Here is a 22,810-nt window from a genome sequence, read left to right as displayed (position 1 = left end):
CTGCACGACCCCCGGGTCGGGGTGGTCGGCGAGCCCGGCGCCGGCAAGTCCGCGCTGCTCGCCGCGGCCCTGCGCACCGTCCGCCCGCGGCACCGCGTGCTGCACGCCCGTCCGCCGGCCGCGGAGGACGCGGTGTCCTGGCTGTCGCTGTGGTCCCCGGAGCTGGGCAAGGACGACACCGCGGTGATCGCGGGCCGGGTGCACGAGCTGCCCACGCCCGTCGCGACCCGGCTGGCCGCGCTGGTGCGGTCGCTGCCGGGGGCGACGTTGGCCGTCACCGCCGGCGGCGTCGACGGGGTTCCGGACGCACTCTCGGGGCTGCTCGACGTGGTCGTGGAGGTGCCGGCGCTGCGGCACCGTCCCGAGGACGTACCGGTGCTGGCCGCGCACTTCGCCCGCGACGGGGTGGCCTTCACCGACGCCGCCGCCCGCGCCCTGCGCACCTACTCCTGGCCGGGCAACGTCGAGCAGCTGCGCCGCACCGTGCGCGACGCCTCGGCCCGCAGCAGCCTCGTCGACGTCCGGCACCTGCCCCCGGAGCTGCTCGCCACCCGATCCGGATCGCTGACCCGCATCGAGTCGCTGGAACGCGACGAGCTGGTCCGCTGTCTCACCGAGCACGGCATGAGCGTCACCCGGGCCGCCGAGACGCTCGGGATCAGCCGGGCGACGGCGTACCGGCGGGTGCAGCGCTACGGGATCACCACCCCGCGCTGAGCGGCTGCGGCATCATCGGTGCCGTGCCGCAGACGGTCCTGGTCGCCGACGACGACCGCGCGATCCGGGAGTCCCCGGCCCGCTTCTCCGTCGGCGCGCACCGGCTCCTCCCGGGTCCCGGCAGCTGTCTCACCGACACCACACCGGATCCGTCGGGCCCCGGAGGTACCTGACCTCCGGCCCGATGAACGGATGCCCACCCGCCGTCCGCCCCCGACCTGCACCACCCGGACGGGGGACGCGCTCACCGGACCGGTACTACCGGTGGCCGTGCTCACGGCCGTGGCGGGTCCTCCGGCCCTGCCGATCCCCGTCGACGGTGGGACGATCGATGTGCCGGGCAACGACGCCCCGGGAGACCCGGCGGCCGGCCCGGCCACGGGACTCGACACCGCCACCGGACGACGCCGTCACGCCCGGTGACGAGGACCCCGCGTCGTGCGACGACGGCGGGCCGCCCGCCGCCTCGTGCGGCACACAGGGCACCATTCGGTGTAGGACCTGATGGGAGGCGATCGTGTTCGGACTCGCGGACACCGTGGCCGCACTGCTGGCCGCGATCCCTGCTGCGCCCGTCCGGTCGCTCCTCGTGATCGGGGTCGGGGCGTTCCTCGAGGGTCCGATCGTCACCGTCGCCGCCGCCGCGCTCGCCGGGGCCGGGCAGCTCCCCTGGTGGGGGGTGTGGCTGGCCGCGCTGGTCGCCGACGTCGTCGGGGACACCGCGCTCTACGCGCTGGGCCGCAACGGCGACCGGCCGGCCGTCGCCCGCGTGCTGAACCGGCTGGGCCTGACCGAGGAGCGCCGCGAGGTGCTGACCCGCGAGGTCCACACGCACCTGCCGCGGATCGTCATCGGCGCCAAGCTCGTCGACATCGGCGCGATCCCGGCCTACCTGGCCGCCGGGCTGTCCAAGGTCGGCTACCGCCGCTTCCTGGCCTGGATCATCCCGACCAGCGCGGTGCGCGCCGCGGTGCTCGTCGGGATCGGCTACGCGGCCGGGGACCGGCTCGCCACCGACCTGGAGTCGCGGCCCTGGCTGCTCGTCGTCGGCGGGATCGCCGTCGGGCTGACCCTGGTCCTCGGGCGGACCGCGATCGTGCGGGCCACCGGCTCGCGACGTCGCGCCGACGCCCGGTCCTGACCGCGTCGATCCCCTCGCGCCGAAGTCCCCGACGCCCCGGGGCACCTCGGGCGTGTCGGCACCCGCCGGGGCACCCGCGGCGAGCACCGTCCGGCCCGGGCGGCGGACCACGGGAGAGGACCACGCGGTGAGCACGTCGACCTGGGCCGAGGCGATCGCCGCGGGCGCGTGACGTGGTGACGGTCGGCGCGGCCCGGATCGCCGCGCCCGCCCCGGGGATCAGCCGGTCCGGGTCCGCGATGACGGCCGGGCTGCTCGAGGACCTCCCGCACGACGCCGACCGGGAGCCCCGCTTCGCCGACTACCTGGACCTGTCGTCCACCAACGCCACCGCGTTCAGCCCCACCGACGAGATGCCGCTGAGCCGGTGGACGACGATGCTGATGCTCGTCCAGGCGCTGGTGTCGCTGGTGACGATCGCGCTCGTCGTCCCCCGGGCCGTGAACGTCCTGGGTGGCTGGGTCCGGGGCGGAACTCAGCCACCCAGGAGGGACCGCAGCACCCCCGGTGCGTCCGACGGGCCGGCGACCGGCGCCCACCGCGCGTTGCTGCGCGCGGCCAGCTCGGCCGCCTGCTCGTGGTCGGACTCCGGGGCCAGGATCAGCAGCTCCGGGACCCGCCGCGCCGCCGGGACCGGGTCGTGGTCGTCGGTGGCCCGGCAGTCCGAGAGCAGCACGACGATCCGCCGCTCCGCCCGCGTCCGTTCCAGCTGCGCGGTGGCCGCCCGCAACGCACCGGACAGCGCGGTCACCCCGTGCCCGCGCAGGCCCAGCACCCGGTCGACGACCGCCGACGGCGGACGGGTGGACCCGATGTCGCGCAGGACCCGGGTCTCGGCCGCGAACGACAGCACCGCGTGGTCACCGGGCGCCCGGAACGCGCAGGCCGCGGCGGTCAGCGCCGCCGCGGCGAGCCGGTCCCCGCCCATCGACCCGGACGCGTCCACCACCAGGCACAACGCGAGCGCGGGCCGCGCCCAGGTGCGCGCGGTCAGCTCGTCGAGCCCGACCGGTCGCCGCGCCGCGCGGGCCTCGGCGACCGCGCCCAGCGAGGCGTCCAGGTCCAGGTCACCGCCGCGGTCGGCCGGGACCGCGCGCAGCCTTCCGATCCCGCGCCGGGTGACCCGGCCGGAGCGGCCGATCTCCAGCACGACCCGGCCGGCGAGCCTGCGGGCCGCCGCCCGCAGCTTCTCGTCGGTGGCCTTGCCCATGTCGACGAGCAGCGTCAGCGTCTCGTCGGGACGCTCGGCCAGCGCGACGTCGAACGCGTCGGGGTCGAGCACCCCGACCTCGGGCGAGATCTCGGTGAACCCCGGGTGGCCCGCCAGGGAGCTGCGGGCCACCGTGCGGTCCTCCGGTCGCGCACGCGGCCGGGACGGACGGGAGGAGCCGTCCGCGGGCCGGGGACCGCCCGCCGGTGGCGGGCTCAGGCTCCCCCCGACGCATCACCGCCGTCCGGGGCCTCGTCGGCATCGTCGGCGGGTTCCTGGCCGAACTCGGCCGTGTACAGCTCGCGGACGATGTCCTCGGCGCTGCGGGAGCCGGACTCGGCGAGCCGGATGCGGCCGGACAACGCGACCAGCGCCGCGTCCAGCCCGGCGCGCCAGTCGGTGGTCTTCCGGCCGCGGCGGGCCGCCAGCGCGGTGGTGATGCGGACGATGTCGATCGCGCCGCGGACCGAGGAGCCGACGTGCACGTCCGGGTGCTCGCGGGTGCGCCGGACCAGGGAGACGACCTTGGCGCGCCACTGCTCGTCGACCTCGGGGCCGCGCAGCGCGACGACCGCGGTCTCGTCCCCGGCGGTCTGGTAGCCCATCGCGATCCGGCAGACCCGGTCGTAGACGGCGGAGGAGATCCGGGCGGTGCCGACGGCGTCGAACGGATTCATCGCGGCGACCAGCCGGAATCCCCCGTGCGCGGTGATCCGGCCCAGCCGGGGCACGTGCAGCTCGCCCTCGCTCATCACGGTGATGAGGACGTTGAGGGTCTCCTCCGGGATCCGGTTGATCTCCTCGACGTAGAGCAGCGCCCCGGAGCGCAGCGCCTCGGCCAGCGGGCCGTCGACGAAGGTCTCGGGGTTGTAGCCCCGCTCCAGGACCTGGGCCGGGTCGAAGTGCCCGACCAGCCGGGCCGGGGTGAGCTCGGCGTTGCCCTCGACGAACACGAACGGGAGCTCGGCCTCCTCGGCCACCGACCGCAGCAGCGTCGTCTTCCCGGTGCCCGGCGGGCCCTCCAGGACGACGTGGGCGCCGGCCTCCAGCGCCGCGACGAGGAGCTCGACCTCCCGGCCGCGGCCGACGACGGGGGTCCCCGCGGGACCGGCCGCAGCCGATCCCGCGGGGTTCGTGACAGACCCCATCAGTGCTCGTGCACGAGGACGCCGCGGACGTTCTTGCCGTTGAGCAGGTCGTCGTAGCCCTCGTTGACCTGGTCGAGGGTGTAGGTCCGCGTGATGATCTCGTCGAGCTTCAGGTCCCCGCTCTGGTAGAGGCCGAGGATCTTCGGGATGTCGACGGTCGGGTTGCAGTCGCCGAACAGCGAGCCCTTCACCGTCTTCTTGAACAGGGTCAGGATCGAGCCCGGCAGCTGGACATTGGTCGTCGAGAGCTTGTTCAGGCCGGTCAGCACGACGGTGCCGCCCTTGCCGGTGTTCTCGAACGCGCCGGTGACGATCTCCTCGGTCACGATGCCCGCGGTGACGATCGTCTTGTCCGCACCGTTGCCGTTGGTCATCGCGCGGGCCAGGTCACCGGCCTCGGCGGCGGTGGCGACGGCGTGCGTGGCGCCGAGCTCCATCGCCTTCTCGCGCTTGTTGGCCAGCGGGTCGACGGCGATGAGGTTCTTCGCGCCGGCATAGCGGGCGCCCTGGACGGCGTTGATACCGATGCCGCCGACGCCGGCGACGATCACCGTGTCGCCCGGCTCGACCTTCGCCGCGTTGACCGCGGAGCCCCACCCGGTGGGCACGCCGCAGCCGACGAGCACGGCCTTGTCCAGCGGGAGGTCGTCGTCGACCTTCACCACCGAGTTCTGGTGGATCGTGGAGTACTGGGAGAACGTGCCCAGCATGCACATCGCGCCGTACTGGCCCTTCGGTCCGGTGAAGGGGAAGCGCTCGCCCGGCAGGTAGCCCTCGAGGATGGTCGCGCCCATGTCGCAGATGGCCTGCTGCCCGGTCGCGCACCAGCGGCAGACCCCGCAGTTGGGGATGAACGAGCAGACGACGTGGTCGCCCGGCTTCACCCGGGTGACACCCGGGCCGACGTCCTCGATGATCCCGGCGCCCTCGTGCCCGAGGACCATCGGCAGGCGTGCCTCGAGGTCGCCGTGCGCAATGTGGACGTCGGAGTGGCACAGCCCGGCGTGGGTGTAGCGGATGAGGACCTCACCCTGCTGCGGCCCGTCGAGCTCGAGCTCCTCGATCTCGATCGGCTTGCCGGCCTCGTAGACGACTGCTGCCGTGGTCTTCACGGGCACGCTCCTCTGCGCTGGTGACGTCGGTGTCGACCCGGATCCTGTCCCACCCCCGGGGGTGTGGCGTGTTCCACATGTGGACACGTGCGCACTGGCTCATACCGGGCGGCTACGTCTCCGCCACGTCGAGCGCGCGCATCCGGCGGTACAGGGTGGTGCGGCTGATCCCGAGCGCCCGTGCGGCCTCGCGCTTGTTGCCGCCCGCGACCGTGAGGGCGTGCTGGATCGCGACCCGTTCGGCGCGCTCCCGGCCGCCGAGCCGGGTGGTCCGCGGACCGGGCCGCAGGTGCTCCGGCAGGTCGTCGACGTCGATCCGGCGGGTCCCGGGCAGGTGCGCCAGCTCGGTCACGACCCGGGTCAGCTCGGTCAGGTTGCCCGGCCAGGCGTACGCGGACAGCGCCGCGACCGCGGACCGGGTCAGGATCAGCTCCCGGCCCGGCCGGACCCGTGCGGCGATGTCGGCGACCAGCCCGGGCAGCTCGTCGCGGCGTTCGCGCAGCGGCGCGAGCTCGACGCGGCTCGCGCACCGGGCGACCAGCCGCGCCGCCGGGACGGACAGCTCCTCGACCGGGCCGCAGGTGAGCACGAGACGGGTCGGGCCGGCGTCGAGCAGCGGGCGGAGCACGGTGCAGAGCTCGTCGGGCAGGACGTCCACGTCGTCGACGACGACCGCGGGCGCCCCCTTCCCGACCAGCGCGGACAGCCGGGCCGCCCAGTGCCGGGACGGTCCGGTGAGGGCGTCGGTGGCCGCCAGCACGACCGGGTCGGCGGTGCCGAGCAGCCGGGCCGCCTCGGTGCTGCGCCCCGTCCCGGGCTCACCCGCGACCAGCACCGAGCGCCCGGTGGGAACCGGACGCGCGGTGCGGCGGACCGGCTCGCGCGGCGCCGCACGGACCGGGACGAGGTGGAACAGCACCCCGTCCGCGGTGTCCGCGACGGTCTCGGCCCGCACCCGGATCCCGGCGCCGTCGGGCGCCTCCAGCACCCGGGTCAGCGGGCCGTTCTCGACGACCTCGGTCCGCAGCGTCGCGAGCAGGTCCATCCCGCCCTCGCCCAGCACGGTGACGGCGCTGCGGTTGGTCAGCACCACGTCCGAGCCGAGGACCGCGATCGGCGACGAGCGCCGACGGGTGGCCTCCTGGAAGGCGAGGAACAGCCTGCGGTCGCCGTCGCGGGCGGTCTCGACGATCCGCTCCTCGATGTCCCGGGCGGCCCGCGACAGCAGCGGCGCGAACAGCGGGTGCGCACGCCCGCCGGCGACGGTGATGTCGAGGACGCCCTCGGTGCGGCCTCGCAGCGGGTGCCGGATCGGGTGGCCGAAGCAGCTGACGCCCTTGAGCCCGGCCAGGAAGTGCTCCTCGCCGTGGACCGCGATGCCGCGGCCGGTCTCGGCGGCCGTGCCGATCCCGTTGGTCCCCAGCACCTGCTCGTCGGCGGCCGCCCCGACCACCAGGCCGATGTCGTCGAAGGCCGAGGCGAGGGTGCGGTCGTCGCACCAGATGTCGAGGATCCGGCAGTCGCGGTCGGCGAGCTGCACCGAGAACGGCTCACCGGCGAGCTCGGCCGCCAGCGCCCGCAGCACCGGCTCCGCGGCGACGGCGAGCCGGCCGACCCGGTCGACCTCCGTGACCTCCGGCCGGTCGGCGCCGTCCGGGTCGATGCCCGCCAGCCGCGCACGCCGCCAGGACGAGGCGATGTGCTCGCGCACGCCCCCCGGGGCGGATCGGCCGACGGCTCCGTCGGAACCCATGGCGCACACCTTCCGTGACCGTGGTGACGGAGGCGACACTACCCGCGCCCGGCCGGGTCCCCGGTCGTGCGCGGGCGGGCGGGGTGCAGGATCGTCCGACATGGACCGACGCGTGCACGCGTTCACCGACGACGCCCTGGGCGACGACGACGCCGTCGCCCTCGCCGAGCGGCTGCGCCGCCGTGAGGTCGCGCCCCCCGAGCTGCGCGCCGCCGTCGCCGCGCGCGCCGCCCGGGTCGAGCCGCACCTGCACGGCCTCGCCCTGGACCGCACCGCCGACCCCGTCACCGGGGACGCCGACGGTCCGCTGGCCGGGGTGCCGACGCTGGTCAAGGACAACGTCGAGGTCCGGGGCTGGCCCGCGGGCCACGGCACCCGGGCGTTCGTCCCCGCCCCGTCGCGCGAGCACGCCGAGGTGACCCGGCAGCTGCTCGCGGCCGGGCTGGACCTGCTGGGCACGACCCGGATGCCGGAGTACGGGCTGAACGCCTCCACCGAGTTCGCCGACGCCGAGCCGACCCGCAACCCGTGGGACCCGCGCTTCTCGGCCGGCGCGTCGTCGGGCGGGGCGGCCGCACTCGTCGCCGCCGGCGTGGTGCCGCTGGCCCACGCCAACGACGGCGGCGGCTCGATCCGCATCCCGGCCGCGGCCTGCGGGCTGGTCGGGCTCAAGCCGTCGCGCGGGCGGCTCGCGCCGAACGCGACCGGCACCCGGATGCCGATCGACCTCGTCGCCGACGGCGTGGTGTCCCGCTCGGTCCGCGACACCGCGGTGTTCCTCGGCGCCGCCGACCGCGGGCGCCGCAACCCGGCGCTGCCACCCCTGGGCCTGGTCGAGGGCCCCGCCCGGCGACGCCTGCGGGTCGGGCTGCTGCTGGAGTCCCCCACCGGCGCCGCCGTCGACGCCGACACCCGCGAGACCGTCACCGCCGTCGCCGAGCTGCTCGCCAAGCAGGGACACGAGGTGTCCGACGCCGTCACCGGGGTGGGGACCCGGTTCGTCGACGACTTCCTCGACTACTGGGGGCTGCTCGCGTTCTCCGTGGTCACCGGTGGCCGGCTGCTGCACGGGCGCACCTTCGCCCCGCACCGTCTCGACGGCCTGACCCACGGCCTGGCCGACCACTACCGTCGCGCGCTGGCCCGCACCCCGGTGTTCCTGCACCGCCTGCGCCGGGTCGCGGCCACCCACGCCGAGCTGTTCACCCGGCACGACGTGCTGCTCTCCCCGGTGCTCGCGCACACCCCGCCGGAGATCGGGTGGCTCGCGCCGACGGTGCCGATCGAGCAGCTCACCGCCCGGCTGCTCGACTACGTGGCGTTCACCCCGCTGGCCAACGTCGCCGGGGCGCCCGCCGTCGCGCTGCCCGCCGGGGCGACGGCCGGCGGGCTGCCGGTGGGGGTGCACCTGGAGGGCACGGTCGGCGACGAACGGACGCTGCTGGAGCTGGCGTACGCGATCGAGGCCGACCGCCCCTGGCGGCGGATCCGGGACTGACCCGGCCCGGACACGCACCGGTCAGACGTTGCCGCGGCGCTCCTGCTCCCGCTCGATCGCCTCGAACAGCGCCTTGAAGTTGCCCTTGCCGAAGCCGAGCGAGCCGTGCCGCTCGATGAGCTCGAAGAACACCGTGGGCCGGTCCCCGACCGGCTTGGTGAAGATCTGCAGCAGATAGCCGTCCGGTCGACGAGGATCCCGCGGGACGCCAGCTCGGCGATCGGGACCCGCACGGACCCGATCCGGGCCCGCAGCTCCGGGTCGGAGTAGTAGGCGTCCGGGGTGTCGAGGAACTCCACGCCGCGCGAACGCAGCACGTCGACGGTGGTGAGGATGTCGTTCGTCGCGAGCGCGAGGTGCTGGGCACCGGGGCCGCGGTGGAAGTCCAGGTACTCGTCGATCTGGGACTTCCGACGGCCGGGGCTGGGCTCGTTGAGCGGGAACTTCACCCGGTGGTTGCCCGACGCGACGACCTTGCTCATCAGCGCCGAGTAGTCGGTGGCGATGTCGTCGCCGATGAACTCGGCCATGTTCGTGAAGCCCATGATCCGGTGGTAGAAGTCCACCCAGGAGTCCATGCGGCCGTACTCGACGTTCCCGACGACGTGGTCGAGCGCCTGGAACAGCCGGCGCGGCGCGTCCGCGGGCCGGTCCACCGAGGAGCTGCGGGCGACGTGGCCGGGCAGGTACGGGCCGGTGTAGCGGGACCGGTCGACCAGGGTGTGCCGGGTGTCGCCGTAGGTGGCGATCGCGGCGGAGCGCACGGTGCCGTGCTCGTCGGTCGTGTCGTGCGGCTCGACCATCACGGTGGCCCCCTGGGCGCGGGCGTGGGCGATGCAGCGGTCGACGTCGGGGACCTCGAGGGCGATGTCGACGATGCCGTCGCCGTGCCGGCGGTGGTGGTCGGCGACCGGGCTGTCCGGGTCGACGGCGCCACGCAGCTCGAACCGGACCGCGCCCGAGCGCAGCACGTAGGAGTGGTGGTCGCGGTTGCCGGTCTCCGGCCCGGAGTACGCGACGAGCTCCATGCCGTAGACGACCTGGTAGAGCTGCGCGGCCTGGGTGGCGTTGCCGACCGCCCACACCACGGCGTCCCAGCCGGTGACCGGGAACGGGTCGGCGGAGTCGTCGTGCTCGACGAGGCCGACCAGGCGTCGCAGGGCGGCGGCGTCGAGGTCGGCGAGCTTCTCGGAGTCGGTGAGGATGTCCATCAGTGCTCTCCCGTCAGTGTGCGGGCGGCCAGGTCCTGTGCCGCGGTGACCGTGGTGGTGCCGTGCGTGCGGGCGTCGGCGAAGACGCCGGTCAGGGTGTCGCCGATCGCGCGGGTCCGGTCGGCGACGGCGTCGGCGCTCCAGCCGAGGACCTCGCGGCCGACCAGGTGGACGGCGCCGCCGGCGTTGGCGACGAAGTCCGGGGCGTGGACGATGCCGCGCCGGCGCAGGACCTCGGCCGCGTACGGGTCGGCGAGCAGGTTGTTCGCCGCGCCTGCGACGACCGCGGTGGGGAGGGTCTCGGCGACCTCGGCGGTGATCAGACCGCCGGTGGCGCACGGGACCAGCACGTCGCACTCGCGGGTGGTCACCGCGCCGGTGCCGACCACCTCGGCGCCCAGCTCGTCGGCGACCGCGGCGCAGCGGGCCGGGTCGACGTCGGTGACGATCAGCTTGGCCCCGGCGTCGGCGGCGAGCCGGGCGACGTCGGCGCCGACCGCGCCGAGCCCCTGGACCAGCACCCGCAGCCCGTCGACGCCGTCGAACCCGGCCTCCGCGACTCCCGCGCGGATCGCGGCGAACACCCCGAGGGCGGTCATCGGTCCGGACGAGCCGGGCCCGCCCGCCGCGACCGACCGGCCGAACACGTGCGGGGTCAGGCCGGCCAGCACGTCCATGTCGGCCGAGCAGGTCCCGACGTCCGGGCCGGTGGTGTAGTTCCCGCCGAGCAGCTCCAGGTTGGCCGCGTGGATCTCGAGGATGCGGCGCCAGGTCGCCTCGCCGAGCTCGGCGCGCGGCGCCGGGAGCGCGATCACCGACTTGCCGCCGCCCATCGGCAGGCCGGCGACGGCCATCTTCAGCGTCATCGCCCCGGCGAGGCGGCGGGCGTCGGCGACGGCGTCGCCGGGCGAGGGGTAGACCATCGCGCGGGTCCCGCCCGACGCCGGGCCGAGACGGGTCGAGTGCACCCCGATCACGAACCACGCGCCCGTCCCCCGGTCGTACCGGACCGAGGTCAGTTCGCCGTCCCACTCGGGCAGAGCCATCCCGCGCCTCCATCGCCTCTCGCTGGTGTGCAGGGAGGACACCGTCGATCCCGGTATCTGCGCAACCGGCCCATCACAAGCTGCACAGCGGCGGCAGGTCACCCGGTCGCGGTGCCGGTCCACCTGGACGGATCGTCCAGGAGATCGGCGTCACTCCCGGGGCCCGCCGCCGGCGTCCGTAACCTGGACCGGTGACGACCAGCGACGCCACGACGCCCGCCGACCTGCGCGGCAGGCCGCGACCGCCGGTCCACCCGCGGACCGCGCCGTCGGACCCGGCCGGGCTGGACCCCGAGCGCGCCGCGCTGCACGCCCGCATCGCGACCGGCCCGCGCGGAGCGCAGGCCCGGGTCCCGCTGGTCGACGGCGCCGGCCGCCTGCTCGGCCCGTTCACGACGATGCTGTTCTCCCCGCGCATCGGCGACGCCGTGCAGCAGGTCGGCGCGGCCCTGCGCACCGACGACGACCTCCCGTCCCGGCTGCGCGAGCTGGCCGTTCTCGCCGTCGCCGTGCACCACGGGTCGGCCTTCGAGTGGTCCGCGCACGAGGGCCTCGCCCGCGACACCGGACTGTCCGGGGCGCAGCTGCAGGCCCTGCTCGACGGCGGCGTCCCCGACGGCCTCGACGAGGCCGAGCGGGTCGCGCTGACCACCGTGCGGGCCCTGCTCACCCGGCACGACCTGGGCGACGGCGCCTACGCCACCGCGCTGCGGGCGCTGGGCCGGGACACCCTCGCGGCGCTGGTGTGGCTGACCGGGTACTACTCGATGCTGGCCACGGCACTCGCCGTGTTCCGGCCGCAGTGAGGCCGGGTAACCCGCATGGAGAGGGGAGGGACGCGATGAGCACCGCACCGAGCACCGCACCGGACGGGGTGCGCGTGGCCGCGGCCATGCACACCTTCCCCAAGACCTGTGGACCGGCGACGACCGTCGCGCAGGCGTGGGCGGCGTTCGAGCGGCCCAAGGTGCACTCGCTGCTGGTCCTCGACGCGGGGCGGCTGCTCGCCGTGGTCGACCGGGCCGACCTGACCGGGGACGGACCGGACGAGCCCGCCGCACCCCTGGGGACGATCGTCGGGCGGGTGGCCCACGCCGGCGACGACCTGGCGTCGGCCTGGGCGGCGATGGCCGACGCCGGCCGGCGGCGGGTCGCCGTCGTCGACGACGCCGGCCGGCTGCTCGGGCTGCTCTGCCTCAAGCGGCACGGTCGCGGGTTCTGCTCCGACGCGGGCATCCAGGCCCGGATCGACGAGCGCGCGGCGGCCCCGGACGGGCCGTGAGGCGGCCCACCGCGGGGAACACCGGCGCCGGGCCGGACGCTGGACGGGGTGACCACCTCCGACGCCGCCGTCGCCACCCGCAGTCGAGAGGACCCTCCCGGTGACCCACACCGACGACACCGTGCTCCTGGACGGGGGCGTCGCCATGCCCCGTCTCGGGTTCGGTGTGTCCGAGTCCCGCGACGCCCACGCCGCCGTCGCCGAGGCGCTCGCGCAGGGCTACCGCAGCATCGACACCGCCGCCGTCTACGAGAACGAGACCGGCGTCGGCGCCGCGCTGGCCGGTTCCGGCCTGCCCCGCTCCGAGCTGTTCGTGACCACCAAGGTCTGGAACGTCGACGGCGACCGCCCCGACGCGCTGGGCGCGGCACGGCGCAGCCTGGACCGGCTGGGGCTCGACCACGTCGACCTGCTGCTCGTGCACTGGCCCAACGACGACCTCGGGCACTGCCTGTCGACCTGGGAGGCGATGGAGCAGCTGCTGGCCGAGGGCCGCACCCGCGCGGTCGGGGTGTCGAACTTCCGACCGTCGCACCTGCGCAGGCTCCGCTCGCTCGGCGGTCGGCTCCCGGCGCTCAACCAGGTCGAGCTGCACCCGCACCACCAGCAGCCGGAGCTGCGCGCGGTGCACGCCGCGCTGGGCATCGTCACCGGCGCCTGGAGCCCGCTGGGCCGCGGCGCGGTCCTCGGCGAGCCGGTCCTGGCCCGGATCGCCGACCGGCACGGCGTCACCCCCGCCCAGGTGGTCCTGCGCTGGCACCTGCAGCAGGGCACCGTCGCCGTTCCGAAGTCCGACGACGCGGGGCGCATCGCCGCCAACCGCGATCTCGCCGGGTTCACCCTCGACGGGGCCGACCTCGACGCCGTCGCCGCGCTGCACCGGACCGACGGACGGGGCCGGATCGGCCCGGTGCCCGACCGGGTGGACCGCATCGCGTCCTGAGTGACGTGTGTCACGTCCGCGTGAGGACGGCGGGGCGAACATCCTCGAACGACCAGTCCATCGAGGAGGCAGTCGTGTCGTTCACCGACAAGGTCAAGAACAAGGCCGAGAACGCCGTGGGCGTCGCCAAGGAGAAGGCCGGCGCGGCCACCGGCGACCGGGAGCTCCAGGCCGAGGGCAAGGCCGAGCAGTCGAAGGCGTCGCTGAAGGACGCCGGCGAGAAGCTGAAGGACGCCGCGGGCAACGTGCAGGACGCGTTCGGCGGTTCGAAGGGCTGAGTCCGCCGACGGCGTGACGGGGGTGACCGGGACGCATGCCGGTCGCCCCCACCGGGAACGCGACGGAGGTACCGAGCCGGGTCCAGTGCCGTACCGGGCTCCTCCCCTCACATGTACCGGAGGAACCATGAGCACCGTCAAGCTCGCCGTCGTCTACTACTCCGCCACCGGCACCGTCGACGCGATGGCCCACCGGGCCGCGCAGGCCGGCGAGAAGGCGGGCGCCGAGGTGCGCCTGCGCCGCGTCGCCCGCGAGGCGACCACCGGTGAGCGCGAGGCCACCGACGCGCAGGCCGCGCACGCCGAGGCCGCCCCCGAGGTCACCGCCGCGACCGCCGACGACATCGTGTGGGCCGACGCCGTCCTGTTCGGCTCGCCCACCCGCTACGGCAACATCGCGGGCCAGCTCAAGACCTTCATCGACTCGCTCGGCCCGCAGTGGGGCCAGGGCCTGCTCGCCGACAAGGTCTACGCCGGGTTCACCGCCAGCCAGACCCTGCACGGCGGCCAGGAGTCCACGCTGCTCGCGCTGTACAACACGATCCACCACTTCGGCGGGATCGTCGTCGCGCCCGGGTACACCGACCCGACCAAGTTCGTCGACGGCAACCCCTACGGCGCCTCGCACGTGACCGGGGCGGACAACGACGCCCCGCTCGGCGACGCCGACAACGCGGCTCTCGACCACCTCGCCACCCGCGTGGTCACCGTCGCCGGGAAGCTCGCGGGCTGACCGCGGTCGCGGCGGCACGGACCCGGCCATCGCACGCCCGCACGGGTTAGCCTCGTCGGATGTACTTCCGGATCACCCCCGGCGGGGTCGAGCTCGTCGATCCGGGCGACGTGCGCGCGTTCCACGTCGTCGTCACCGAGGGAGCGACCGAGGGGGAGCTCGCCGACACCGTGCGCCGCACCGGGCTCGGCGAGCTCTCCGACGACGGCGAGCACGTCCTGGTCCGGGTGGACGCCGTCCGCAGGCTCGCCGCCGGTCGGGTCGGCCCGGGCTGGGAGGACGACCTGGCCGGGATGCTCGGGTACGCCCGGAGCAAGGGCTGGCTCTCCGACGACGGCACGGCGGTGCGCGCACACGTCGAACGCGCCTGAGACACACGGGCACCGCTACCGGCCGTCCGGTGACGCGGCCGCGACCCGCCGCCCGGGTCGGCCCGCGTCACCGGATGACCGGGGCACCGTCAGCGCTGTGGCAGGGTCACCGACGACGGCGTGTCCGGCCCGGACAGCACCTCCATCCGCGCACCGTCGGCACCGGGAACGGGGCCGGTGGCCCGGGGGTCGTGGCCGGTGACCGTGACCTGGACCCGGTGCCCCGCCGGCACGCGGTAGGAGGTCGGCAGCATCGCGAAGTGCAGCCGCACGGCCTCCCCCGGCTCCACCGGGGCGGCGTCGGCGGCGTACGCGCGGTGCCACGGCACACCGTCGGGCAGCGCGTAGGCGGGCGGGTGCTCGGCGCGCAGGGACATCCGCTGCCGGCCCTCGGTGATCACCGTCGTGCGCCCGTCCGGGCCGATCTCCTCCAGGTAGGCGAACACGTCGCCGTCGGCCCGGTCGGTGCGCACGGTGAGGTCGGCGACCGGCGCGCCGGTGAACACCGTGTCGCGGTCCAGCACCGGCCCGGTCCAGCTCGTCCCGCTCCCGGGGACGTGGCAGGGCTGGATGGTCGCCCCGGAACCGGGATCGGTGGGGCACTCGACGGTCGTGTCGACCGTGACGCCCCGGACGCCGTGCGCCGCGGAGCCGAGGACACCGTCCCCGCCGAGGGCGGCGGGCCGTGCGGTGATCCCGGCGGGCGGCCAGCTCGGCGCGGACTCCCACTCCAGGCCGGTCGCGTCGGCGGTGTCCGACGAGGGGGTGGCCCAGTGCACCGGCGGCTCGTCGGCGATGCCGGTGTCGATGCCCTTGAGATGCTGGTCGAAGAACCGGTGGGCCTGTTCGACCAGCGCGAACCCGGCGTTCTCGCAGTGCTTCCAGGGGCCGATCAGCAACCGCGAGCCGGGCACGTTCAGCAGCGCGGCGACACCCTGGCCGCGCAGCTCGTCGCGCCACCCGCCGATGACGTAGACCGGCACGCCGGTGGAGCGGATCTCGTCGGCATAGGTGCCGACGCTGCCCTCGGACCAGAAGCGCGACTGCGTGGCCGCGGTCCAGCTGTCCCGGTACGGCATGCCGCGCCACATGTCGGCGAGCGGTACGGCCTTCTGGTGCTCGACCGCCGCCTCGCGCAGCAGCACCTTGTCCTCGTCCCCGTCGACCGGCGCGTTCGCCAGGTCCTGCTCGACGGTGCGCGACGGGCCGAAGCCCCACTGCGCGGAGATGCCACCGACCCGCCAGGCGTCGTACTTGTCCCAGGAGAAGCACCCCGCGAGCACCGCCCGCAGGTGCGGCGGGCGCACGGTCAGGGCGTGCATCGCGGCGTCGCCGGTGTTGGAGCAGCCGTAGACCCCGACGTTGCCGTCCGACCAGGGCTGCGCCGCCAGCCACTCGGTGATCTCGTAGGCGTCGCCGGCCTCCAGCCGGTCGTTGTAGCCGCGGCGCACCCCGAAGGACTGGCCGTTGCCGCGCCGGGCGACCTGGGCGACGACGTAGCCGTGCCCGGTGAGCGAGGGCATCGTCTGGATCCCGCCCGTCGCGGGGCCCGCACCGTCCTCCGGCTTGCGCTCGGTCGACAGGCTGTGCTGCCACAGCACCGGGAACGGTCCCGGCGCCGGGCGGCCGTCCACCGCGGGCCGGTCGAGCCGGACGGCGAGCCGGGTCCCGTCGCGCATCGGCAGGAGGAAGGACTCACTGACCTGCTCGGTGAATCCGGGGTCCGGGCGGTAGGAGCCGAGCGAGGACGCCGTGGCATTGCCGCCCGGCCGCGGGACGACGAGCACCGCGAGGGCGACGGCGGCCACCAGGCCGAGAGCGACGAGTACGGACATGAGCAGGGTGCGGCGGGATCGTCCGGGCATGACGGGCCTCCGTGCAGCGGTCGGTGGTGCAACGGGTGGTGGTGGGTGCTGCGCACGCGGTGCGGCTCAGGGGTCGGGCGCGGCCTCGCCGAGCGGGGTCTCGCGGATCCCGGCCACGGCGGCCAGGGCCAGCACCGCGACCGGCAGGGTCGCCAGCACGACCAGCTGGAGCCCGTGGGTGTAGGACGCGCGGACGGCCTCGGCCAGCGGCGCGGGAAGGGCGGCGACCTCGGCGGGCGTACCGAGCAGCCGGCGGACCGCGTCGTCCCCGGTGGGCAGGCCCGCGGCCGCGAGCGCGGTGGGCAGGTCGGTGCGCATCCGGGCGGTGAGCACCGCACCGAACGCGGCGACGCCGACGGCGCCGCCGAGCGTGCGGGCGAACGTGGCCGAGGACCCGGCGACCCCCACGTCACCGGGGCCCACGGCGTCCTGTGCGGCCAGCATCAGCACCTGCTGGGTCAGGCCGGTCCCGGCGCCGAGCAGCGCCATCCCGGTCACCACCTGCCAGGCCGGGGTCGCCGGGGTCAGCGGCGCGAGCACGGCCAGGCCCAGGACGAGCAGCGCGCACCCCGCCGCGGGATACGGTTTCCACCGGCCGCTGCGGACGACGAGCCGCCCGACCACGGCCGAGGCGACGATCATGGTCCCGACCTGGGGCAGCATCAGCAGACCCGCGGTCATGGCGTCGTGGCCGTGGACGACCTGCAGGAACTGGGGCAGGTAGATGATGCCGCCGAACATGACCGTGCCGACCAGCAGGCTGGCGGCGCAGGCGAGGGTGAACGTGCGGCTGCCGAACAGCCGCGGCGGCAGGATCGGGTCGGCGGCGCGGCGCTCGCGCAGCATCGCGAGCGCACCGGCCGCCACGACGGCGAGGCCGAGCACCGCGGTCGCCGGGGACGTCCACGGCCAGGCCACCCCGCCGGCCGACAGGAGCAGTACGAGCCCGCCCGCGGTCACGGCCAGCAGGACCGCGCCCAGGTGGTCCAGCGGCGCCTCGCGACGCGCCGGTCGGCGGTCCGGCGCGAGGCGGACGAGGGCCGCGGCGGCGATCGTCACCGGCACGACACCGAGGAAGCACCACCGCCAACCCGGCCCGCCCGGGCCGACCAGCAGCCCGCCGAGCAGCGGCCCGGCGACCGACGCCGTGCCGAACGACAGCCCGAACCAGCCGGTGTAGCGGCCCCGCTCCCGCGCCGGGACCAGCACCGCGACGAGTGCGTTCGCGCAGGCGAGGATGCCCCCGGAGGCCGCCCCCTGGACGGCGCGCCCGGCGATCAGCCACCCCATGGACGGGGCGAGGCCGGCCGCCAGCGACGCGACGACGAACAGCGCGATCGCCGCCAGCAGCACCGGGCGCGGACCGCGCCGGTCCGCGAGCTTGCCCCACACCGGCGTCGCCGCGGCCATGGTGAGCAGTGCGGCCGCGGCGACCCAGGCGGCACGGTCCTGCCCGCCCAGCTCGCCGGCGATCGTGGGCAGCGCGATCCCGATGATCGTGTTCGTGAGTGAGCCGGTGAACAGCGCGACCAGGGCGCCGGCGAGCACCGCGGGGGTGGACGGGCGGCGGACGCCCGCCACCGCGGGGGCCGGCGCCTCAGCCATCGGTCCGGGGCAGCACCTCGTCCTGCAGCCACCCGCCGACCGCCGCGTCGAGGTGACCGGGCCCGGTGCCGCGGTCGTCGACGTTGTCGGCGTGCAACTCCAGCACCGGGATCCCGGCCGCGCGCAGTGCCCGGGTGGTCGCCCAGCTGCCCCGGGCGTCGTCGGACACCAGGTGGACGACCCCGTCGACACCGTGCGCGCGGGCCTCCTTGACGTACCACTCGGCCGACCAGGGTGGCGTGTAGAGCTGGTCGGAGAACGCCGCGAACCGGGCGGCGAGGGTGCGCAGCGGGTCGTCGCCGTAGCGGAGGTAGCCGTCGGCGGCGATGGCCAGGTACATCGACCACACGAAGACCGCGCCGTACCGCTCCTGGATCCGGCGGAACAGGTCCAGGTCGAACCAGAGGCCGCGGCCGACCCACATGAGCCGTGCGCGCTCGTGGTCGGCGACGGCCGACCCGGCGGCGATCCGGTCCGCGACCTCGTCGTGCAGGCGGCGGGCCGCGTCCCGCGCCCACACCGTGCCCCGGTGCCACTGGGGCACCATCACGGCCGGGATGGAGTCGGTGACCGCGACCGGGCAGGGCCGCGCCGCGGCGATCAGGTCCCGGGTGCGCCGGTTCCACTCCTCCTGCTCGTTGGTGAGCGCCAGAACCTCGGCGAAGCGCCGCTCGGAGAACCGCCGCCCGGTGGTCTGCTCCAGGAACCGGATCAGTCCCTCCAGCTCACCGACCATGAGGTCCAGGCGGTCGGTCCCGACCGCCTCCTCCCAGCGGTGCGGCATCAGCTCCCACCAGCGCTCCGGGACGGTGTCGGCGGCCGCGCTCTCCAACGGGAAGAACGTGACGCCGGGCCGGGAGCCCCAGACGTCGAAGATCTTCCGCGATGCGTCGCCGGTGGTCTCGGCGAGCACGATCGAGGGCATCGGGAGCCCGCCCCAGGGCGCGCTCGCCGGGTCCGGGTCGAAGGCGCTGCCGAGCGCGGTGGAGCTGTACTGCTCGGTGTAGTCCGGATAGCCGCGCTCGCGCAGGCGGGCCAGGTGCTCCTGGGTGCGCCGCTTGGCGGACACGATCGACGCCCACCACTGGTTGACCACGTACGGGATCCCCATCGCACGGAACACCTCCTGCGGGGCGTCCGCGTTGACCAGGGCCATCGGGGCCCCGGGGAGGTGGTCGCGCTGCAGCTCCGCGAACCACCGGCGCTGGTACGCCGTCGCCTCGGCCGCGCTGGGGAGCCGGTCCGCCCGGGCCGGGGCGCTCACGCCGCGTCCGCCGGTCGGCGCAGGTCGGCGAGGGCCCGGTCGAGGTCCTCCGGGTCGATCCGGCCGTAGGGCTGGCGTTCCAGCAGCGCCGCCGGGACGCCGGCGGCGGCGCGTTGCGCGGGCCAGTCCCAGGGCGGCGCGTCGTCGTGCTCGCGGACGTAGCCGAGCAGGCCGGCCGCACCCCGGGCGTGGAGCCGGGCGGCGGTGTGCGTGGCCCGTTCCGCGATCGAGGACCGTGCCGCCGACGGCCCGTTGGCCTGGTACCGCTCGGCGAGCGCGAGCTCCAGGCCGGCCGGGTGGCCGGGAGTGCCGACGTCACGGGAGACGAGCAGGTCGCCGCGGTCGTGGTCCTCGCCGACGACGAGCAGCCCGGCGGACTCCAGCGCCGCATAGACCGAGGTCCCGTCGTGGGAGGACCCGGTGAGGTGGACGGGGTGCCCGGGGCGCGGGTCGCGCGTGGGCAGCTCCTCGACCAGCGTCGTCAGCAGCTCCGCGGCGCGGCCGGGGGGCAGGGCGCAGGCCGCGTCGACGACCCGGAGGAACTCGGTGCCCGTGAGCCGGCGGGCGGAGCGCAGGTCCCCCACGGCGCGCAGCAGGCCGCGTACCCGGTCGTGCGCCACGACGGCGGCGGCGAGCGCGTCGTCACCGACGGGGCGCCCGGAGCGCTCGCCCAGCCAGGTCCGCAGGCCGCGGACCTTGGCCAGGACGTAGCGGGTCGTCGTGCGGTGCGGCAGGTGCAGGACGTCGACCAGGTGCACCGGGGGCAGCGCGACCGACGGCTCGACCCGGCGCAGTTCGCGGAGCACGTAGAACAGCCGCAGCGAGGCCTCGCAGTCCCGCGAGACGACGAGCACGTCGAGCGGGCCGTACGCCCCGTCGAGCAGCCGGGTCAGCACCGAGTGGGCGACCGGGTCGAGTCCGCCGCCGAGCAGGCGTCGTCCGGCCGAGGCGTCCTCCTCCGGCGAACCGGACAGCCGCAGCGGGCGGTAGCCGGCGGCGGTGAGCAGCTCGACCGGCACGTCGGCACCGACGTGGCCGGCGACCGGGCGGGTGTCGCCCGCCTCCGGGCGGGCAGGGGCCGGCAACGCAGCGAGGGCTGCGGACATGGGAACCTCCGGGTCAGATGACGGCGTCGGCGGTGAGTGCGGCGACGTCGTCGGCGTCGTAGCCGAGGAGCTCGCGGTACACGCGGTCGTTGTGCTGGCCGAGTTCCGGCGCGGGGCCGTCGAGCCCGACGTCGGAGCCGGAGAACACGATGGGCATCCCGGTGGCGGACAGGTCGGCCACCGCGCCGTGCCGCGGGTGGGTGAGCGGGACGACCTCCCGGCGCTCGCGCACGAGCGGGTCCCGGACGGCCTCCAGGGGGTCGCGCACCTCCGCCGCGGGCACGCCCTGGGCGGTGAGCCGCGCGATCACCTCGGCCCGGGGCAGGTCCCGGCACCAGGCGGCGATCAGCGCGTGCAGCTCGTCGGCGCGCTCCACCCGGCGGTCCCGCGTGCGGTAGCGCTCGTCGTCGACGAGGTCCGCGCGCCCCATCGCGCGCAGCACGCCGCGGGCGAAGGCGTCGGTGGGCGCGCAGAGCGCGACGTGGCCGTCCGCGGCGGGGAGGATGCCGAACGGGGCGAGCCGCGGGACCATCGCACCGGTGCGCTGCTCCAGCCCGACGGCGTCGTAGGCGTCGAAGGGTTCGCAGGCCACGAGCGAGGTGAGGGCGCCCAGCATGGACACGTCGACGTGCTGGCCCTGTCCGGTGCGCTCGGCCTGCAGCAGCGCCGACACCGTCCCGACCACGGCGTACAGCGGGGCGAGCAGGTCCCCGACCGGGAGCCCGAACCGCACCGGGTCACCGCCGGGCTCGCCCGCGGTCATCATCACCCCGGACAGGGCCTGGATGATCGCGTCCATCGCCTTGCCCGACCCCGGACCGCCCTGGGCGCCGAACCCGCTGATCGAGGTGTACACCAGAGCCGGGTTGATCTCGCGGACCGCGGCGTAGTCGATCCCCAGCCGCGAGGTGACCCCCGGGGAGTAGTTCTCGACCAGCACGTCGGCGTGCCGGACGAGGTCGGTGAACACCGTCTTGGACCGCGGGTCCTTCAGGTTCAGCGTCACGCTGAGCTTGCCGCGGCCGCGCAGCAGCATGGACACCGACATGTCGTCGTCGTGCAGGCGGGACAGCGCCAGGCCGTCCCGGCCGAGGTAGGGGGCGTTGTTGCGGGAGGTGTCGCCGCCGGTGGCGGGGTTCTCCACCTTGATCACGGTCGCGCCCAGCCCGGCGAGCAGCAGGGTGGCGTAGGGGCCGGCGAGTGCGGTGGTCAGATCGATGACGGTGCGGCCGGCGAGCGGCTGGGCGGTCGCGTTCTCGGTCACGCTGTCTCCTCGGACGAGCCCGCCCCGGCGACGAGCCAGTCGTCGCCCCGGCGGACCAGGCGGGCATTCAGCCGGGCACGGGTGGTGATGTCGCGGACGTAGTCCACGACGGGGGAGTCCGGTCCCTGCGGGACGGGACGACCGGCGTCGTCGATCCGGCAGGGGACGATCCCCGCCTCGACGAGCCCGCCGCGGTCGAACCGGCAGGTCGCGACGACGGTGTCGCGGCTCTCGGGGTGGAAGGGGTAGAAGGGCATGTCCGGGTCGGGGGCGAAGCCGTACAGCTCCGTGCGGCGCCGGGCCCACTCGTCCCGCTCGGCGCTGTCCCCGCCGGACGCCGGGGTCAGCGCGTGGGTGACGGTCACGAAGTTGCCGAGTCCGTGGAAGATGGGCTTCCCGCGCCAGACCTCGATGCCGCGCAGGATGTGCGCGTGGTGGCCGAACACGGCGTCGGCACCGGCGTCGACGGCAGCCCTGGCGACGGGCGACTCGTACATCGCGACCGCCGCCGGGGTGTGGCCGACGCCCTTGTGCAGCGCGACCAGCACGACGTCGACCTCGGCACGCAGCCGGGCGACGTCGTCGGTCATCTCCGCCAGCGAGTCGGGGTCGGCGAAGGTGTAGACGCGCGGCGGCCCGCCCGGGCTGGCGTGGTCGAGCTCGTAGTGGGTGAGCACCCGCACCGGGGCGCAGCCCGCCTTGCGGGAGGTCGCCCAGGACTCGCGCGGACCCACACAGTTGTAGGACAGCACCCCGATCCGCAGGCCGCCGCGCTCGACGACGGCGGGCGCGCGGGCCTCGGCGAGGTCGGCTCCCGCGCCGGCGGTGAGCAGCCCGGCCCGGCGTGCGTGGGCGACGGTGTCGGTCACGCCGACCTCGCCCGCGTCGAACACGTGGTTGCCGGCCAGGGTGACGACGTCGAACCCGGCGTCGGCCAGCGCACCGAGCGCCGCCGGGTCGGCCGGCGGGGCCGGGACGTCGGTGGACACCTGCGCCGTGGTCGTGGAGTGCGGGACCTCGACGTGGCCGACAGTCAGGTCGGCGGTGCGGAGCAGCGCGGCGGCCGGCGCGAGGAACGACGCGGGGTCGGGCTCGTCGAGGATCAGGTCCCCGACCGCGGCGACGGTGACCGGTGTGCTCACTGGTCCACCCTCCGGGTGTCGGTGATCGTGATTGGGTTGCCGATGCGCCCGAGGTGCCGCTGGGTCATCGCCCTGCTCGCTCGACTCGGTTGAGGTCCAGCATGAGATCTGCGGGGCCCAG

21 protein-coding genes and 1 pseudogene are annotated in these 22,810 nt (G+C 75.5%); 10 read left to right on the top strand and 12 right to left on the bottom strand.

The features are described 5' to 3' along the window. The 3 genes from NH602_RS12010 to NH602_RS12000 form a co-directional block, all read left to right on the top strand. Positions 1-717 (top strand): helix-turn-helix domain-containing protein (locus NH602_RS12010; RefSeq protein ID WP_253067870.1); only part of this gene is annotated, 717 nt, incomplete at its 5' end. 23 nt (positions 718-740) lie between these two features. Next, the gene (locus NH602_RS12005; protein WP_253067869.1) at positions 741-890 is read left to right on the top strand and encodes a hypothetical protein; all 150 of its coding nucleotides are present in this window, start codon (positions 741-743) and stop codon (positions 888-890) included. Positions 891-1,234: 344 nt separating this feature from the next. Then, positions 1,235-1,858 carry a DedA family protein gene (locus NH602_RS12000; RefSeq protein ID WP_073576704.1) on the top strand — a complete coding sequence of 208 codons (624 nt, stop codon included), beginning with the start codon at positions 1,235-1,237 and terminating at the stop codon, positions 1,856-1,858. 475 nt (positions 1,859-2,333) lie between these two features. On the opposite strand, the gene NH602_RS11995 is transcribed toward NH602_RS12000, so the two are convergent. The 4 genes from NH602_RS11995 to NH602_RS11980 all read right to left on the bottom strand — a co-directional run bounded on the left by NH602_RS11995 (position 2,334) and on the right by NH602_RS11980 (position 7,081). Next, positions 2,334-3,200: a VWA domain-containing protein gene (locus NH602_RS11995; RefSeq protein WP_253067868.1), complete on the bottom strand. Its 867-nt coding sequence runs from the start codon at positions 3,198-3,200 to the stop codon at positions 2,334-2,336. 83 nt (positions 3,201-3,283) lie between these two features. Beyond that, the gene (locus NH602_RS11990) at positions 3,284-4,216 is read right to left on the bottom strand and encodes a MoxR family ATPase (protein WP_179761673.1); all 933 of its coding nucleotides are present in this window, start codon (positions 4,214-4,216) and stop codon (positions 3,284-3,286) included. Then, positions 4,216-5,328 (bottom strand): NDMA-dependent alcohol dehydrogenase, encoded by a 1,113-nt coding sequence (locus tag NH602_RS11985; protein ID WP_073576706.1) that lies wholly within the window; start codon positions 5,326-5,328, stop codon positions 4,216-4,218. Before NH602_RS11985 ends, NH602_RS11990 begins: the two co-directional genes overlap by 1 nt. A gap of 112 nt (positions 5,329-5,440) precedes the next feature. Further along, positions 5,441-7,081, bottom strand: coding sequence for a sigma-54-dependent Fis family transcriptional regulator (locus tag NH602_RS11980; protein WP_157818362.1), 1,641 nt, complete (start codon positions 7,079-7,081; stop codon positions 5,441-5,443). Between the two features lie 100 nt (positions 7,082-7,181). Here NH602_RS11980 and NH602_RS11975 point away from each other — a divergent pair, with 100 nt between their 5' ends. Next, positions 7,182-8,579, top strand: coding sequence for an amidase (locus NH602_RS11975; RefSeq protein WP_253067867.1), 1,398 nt, complete (start codon positions 7,182-7,184; stop codon positions 8,577-8,579). 21 nt (positions 8,580-8,600) lie between these two features. Here the strand turns inward: NH602_RS11975 and hppD are convergent. Both hppD and NH602_RS11965 read right to left on the bottom strand, forming a co-directional pair. Beyond that, a pseudogene (gene hppD, locus NH602_RS11970) lies at positions 8,601-9,790 on the bottom strand (4-hydroxyphenylpyruvate dioxygenase). Next, on the bottom strand, positions 9,790-10,836 hold the full coding sequence (locus NH602_RS11965; RefSeq protein WP_253067866.1) for a Glu/Leu/Phe/Val dehydrogenase dimerization domain-containing protein: 1,047 nt from the start codon (positions 10,834-10,836) through the stop codon (positions 9,790-9,792). Before NH602_RS11965 ends, hppD begins: the two are co-directional and overlap by 1 nt. 191 nt (positions 10,837-11,027) lie before the next feature. Here NH602_RS11965 and NH602_RS11960 point away from each other — a divergent pair, with 191 nt between their 5' ends. The 6 genes from NH602_RS11960 to NH602_RS11935 all read left to right on the top strand — a co-directional run bounded on the left by NH602_RS11960 (position 11,028) and on the right by NH602_RS11935 (position 14,443). Beyond that, positions 11,028-11,642 carry a carboxymuconolactone decarboxylase family protein gene (locus tag NH602_RS11960; RefSeq protein ID WP_253067865.1) on the top strand — a complete coding sequence of 205 codons (615 nt, stop codon included), beginning with the start codon at positions 11,028-11,030 and terminating at the stop codon, positions 11,640-11,642. A 35-nt stretch (positions 11,643-11,677) separates the two neighbouring features. Next, positions 11,678-12,118 carry a CBS domain-containing protein gene (locus tag NH602_RS11955; RefSeq protein ID WP_253067864.1) on the top strand — a complete coding sequence of 147 codons (441 nt, stop codon included), beginning with the start codon at positions 11,678-11,680 and terminating at the stop codon, positions 12,116-12,118. Positions 12,119-12,263: 145 nt separating this feature from the next. After that, a complete protein-coding gene (locus NH602_RS11950) occupies positions 12,264-13,061 on the top strand; it encodes an aldo/keto reductase (RefSeq protein ID WP_073576918.1) in 798 nt (265 codons plus the stop codon). 74 nt (positions 13,062-13,135) lie between these two features. After that, the gene (locus NH602_RS11945; RefSeq protein ID WP_179761668.1) at positions 13,136-13,339 is read left to right on the top strand and encodes a CsbD family protein; all 204 of its coding nucleotides are present in this window, start codon (positions 13,136-13,138) and stop codon (positions 13,337-13,339) included. A 127-nt stretch (positions 13,340-13,466) separates the two neighbouring features. After that, a complete protein-coding gene (locus NH602_RS11940; protein WP_073576713.1) occupies positions 13,467-14,072 on the top strand; it encodes an NAD(P)H-dependent oxidoreductase in 606 nt (201 codons plus the stop codon). A 59-nt stretch (positions 14,073-14,131) separates the two neighbouring features. Continuing rightward, complete coding sequence (locus NH602_RS11935; RefSeq protein ID WP_073576714.1) at positions 14,132-14,443, top strand: hypothetical protein; 312 nt, start codon at positions 14,132-14,134, stop codon at positions 14,441-14,443. An 89-nt stretch (positions 14,444-14,532) separates the two neighbouring features. On the opposite strand, the gene NH602_RS11930 is transcribed toward NH602_RS11935, so the two are convergent. From NH602_RS11930 to NH602_RS11905, 6 genes are all read right to left on the bottom strand, one after another. Beyond that, positions 14,533-16,308, bottom strand: a complete 1,776-nt coding sequence (locus NH602_RS11930; RefSeq protein WP_253067863.1) for a CocE/NonD family hydrolase — start codon at positions 16,306-16,308, stop codon at positions 14,533-14,535. 66 nt (positions 16,309-16,374) lie between these two features. Continuing rightward, positions 16,375-17,913: an MFS transporter gene (locus NH602_RS11925; protein WP_253067862.1), complete on the bottom strand. Its 1,539-nt coding sequence runs from the start codon at positions 17,911-17,913 to the stop codon at positions 16,375-16,377. Continuing rightward, positions 17,906-19,177: a 2-hydroxyacyl-CoA dehydratase family protein gene (locus NH602_RS11920; RefSeq protein WP_073576717.1), complete on the bottom strand. Its 1,272-nt coding sequence runs from the start codon at positions 19,175-19,177 to the stop codon at positions 17,906-17,908. The genes NH602_RS11925 and NH602_RS11920 overlap by 8 nt, the downstream gene beginning before the upstream one ends. Further along, positions 19,174-20,283, bottom strand: a complete 1,110-nt coding sequence (locus NH602_RS11915; protein ID WP_253067861.1) for a 2-hydroxyacyl-CoA dehydratase family protein — start codon at positions 20,281-20,283, stop codon at positions 19,174-19,176. Before NH602_RS11915 ends, NH602_RS11920 begins: the two co-directional genes overlap by 4 nt. A 13-nt stretch (positions 20,284-20,296) precedes the next feature. Beyond that, positions 20,297-21,547: a CaiB/BaiF CoA-transferase family protein gene (locus NH602_RS11910; protein WP_179761664.1), complete on the bottom strand. Its 1,251-nt coding sequence runs from the start codon at positions 21,545-21,547 to the stop codon at positions 20,297-20,299. Continuing rightward, positions 21,544-22,689, bottom strand: coding sequence for a CapA family protein (locus NH602_RS11905; RefSeq protein WP_179761663.1), 1,146 nt, complete (start codon positions 22,687-22,689; stop codon positions 21,544-21,546). The genes NH602_RS11910 and NH602_RS11905 overlap by 4 nt, the downstream gene beginning before the upstream one ends. Between the last annotated feature and the right edge of the window lie 121 nt (positions 22,690-22,810).

This window comes from Pseudonocardia sp. McavD-2-B (assembly GCF_024124365.1).
GTDB classification, from domain to species: domain Bacteria; phylum Actinomycetota; class Actinomycetes; order Mycobacteriales; family Pseudonocardiaceae; genus Pseudonocardia; species Pseudonocardia alni.
This window is presented reverse-complemented; position numbering and strand designations above follow the sequence as displayed.

What these genes read in the sequence shown, in the direction of transcription:
- NH602_RS11980 (WP_157818362.1), bottom strand. Translation starts at nt 7,081, where the DNA reads ATGGGTTCCGACGGAGCCGTCGGCCGATCCGCCCCGGGGGGCGTGCGC.
- NH602_RS11990 (WP_179761673.1), bottom strand. Translation starts at nt 4,216, where the DNA reads ATGGGGTCTGTCACGAACCCCGCGGGATCGGCTGCGGCCGGTCCCGCG.
- NH602_RS11965 (WP_253067866.1), bottom strand. Translation starts at nt 10,836, where the DNA reads ATGGCTCTGCCCGAGTGGGACGGCGAACTGACCTCGGTCCGGTACGAC.
- NH602_RS11955 (WP_253067864.1), top strand. Translation starts at nt 11,678, where the DNA reads ATGAGCACCGCACCGAGCACCGCACCGGACGGGGTGCGCGTGGCCGCG.
- NH602_RS11930 (WP_253067863.1), bottom strand. Translation starts at nt 16,308, where the DNA reads ATGCCCGGACGATCCCGCCGCACCCTGCTCATGTCCGTACTCGTCGCT.
- NH602_RS11925 (WP_253067862.1), bottom strand. Translation starts at nt 17,913, where the DNA reads ATGGCTGAGGCGCCGGCCCCCGCGGTGGCGGGCGTCCGCCGCCCGTCC.
- NH602_RS11915 (WP_253067861.1), bottom strand. Translation starts at nt 20,283, where the DNA reads ATGTCCGCAGCCCTCGCTGCGTTGCCGGCCCCTGCCCGCCCGGAGGCG.
- NH602_RS11935 (WP_073576714.1), top strand. Translation starts at nt 14,132, where the DNA reads ATGTACTTCCGGATCACCCCCGGCGGGGTCGAGCTCGTCGATCCGGGC.
- NH602_RS11950 (WP_073576918.1), top strand. Translation starts at nt 12,264, where the DNA reads ATGCCCCGTCTCGGGTTCGGTGTGTCCGAGTCCCGCGACGCCCACGCC.
- NH602_RS11975 (WP_253067867.1), top strand. Translation starts at nt 7,182, where the DNA reads ATGGACCGACGCGTGCACGCGTTCACCGACGACGCCCTGGGCGACGAC.
- NH602_RS11940 (WP_073576713.1), top strand. Translation starts at nt 13,467, where the DNA reads ATGAGCACCGTCAAGCTCGCCGTCGTCTACTACTCCGCCACCGGCACC.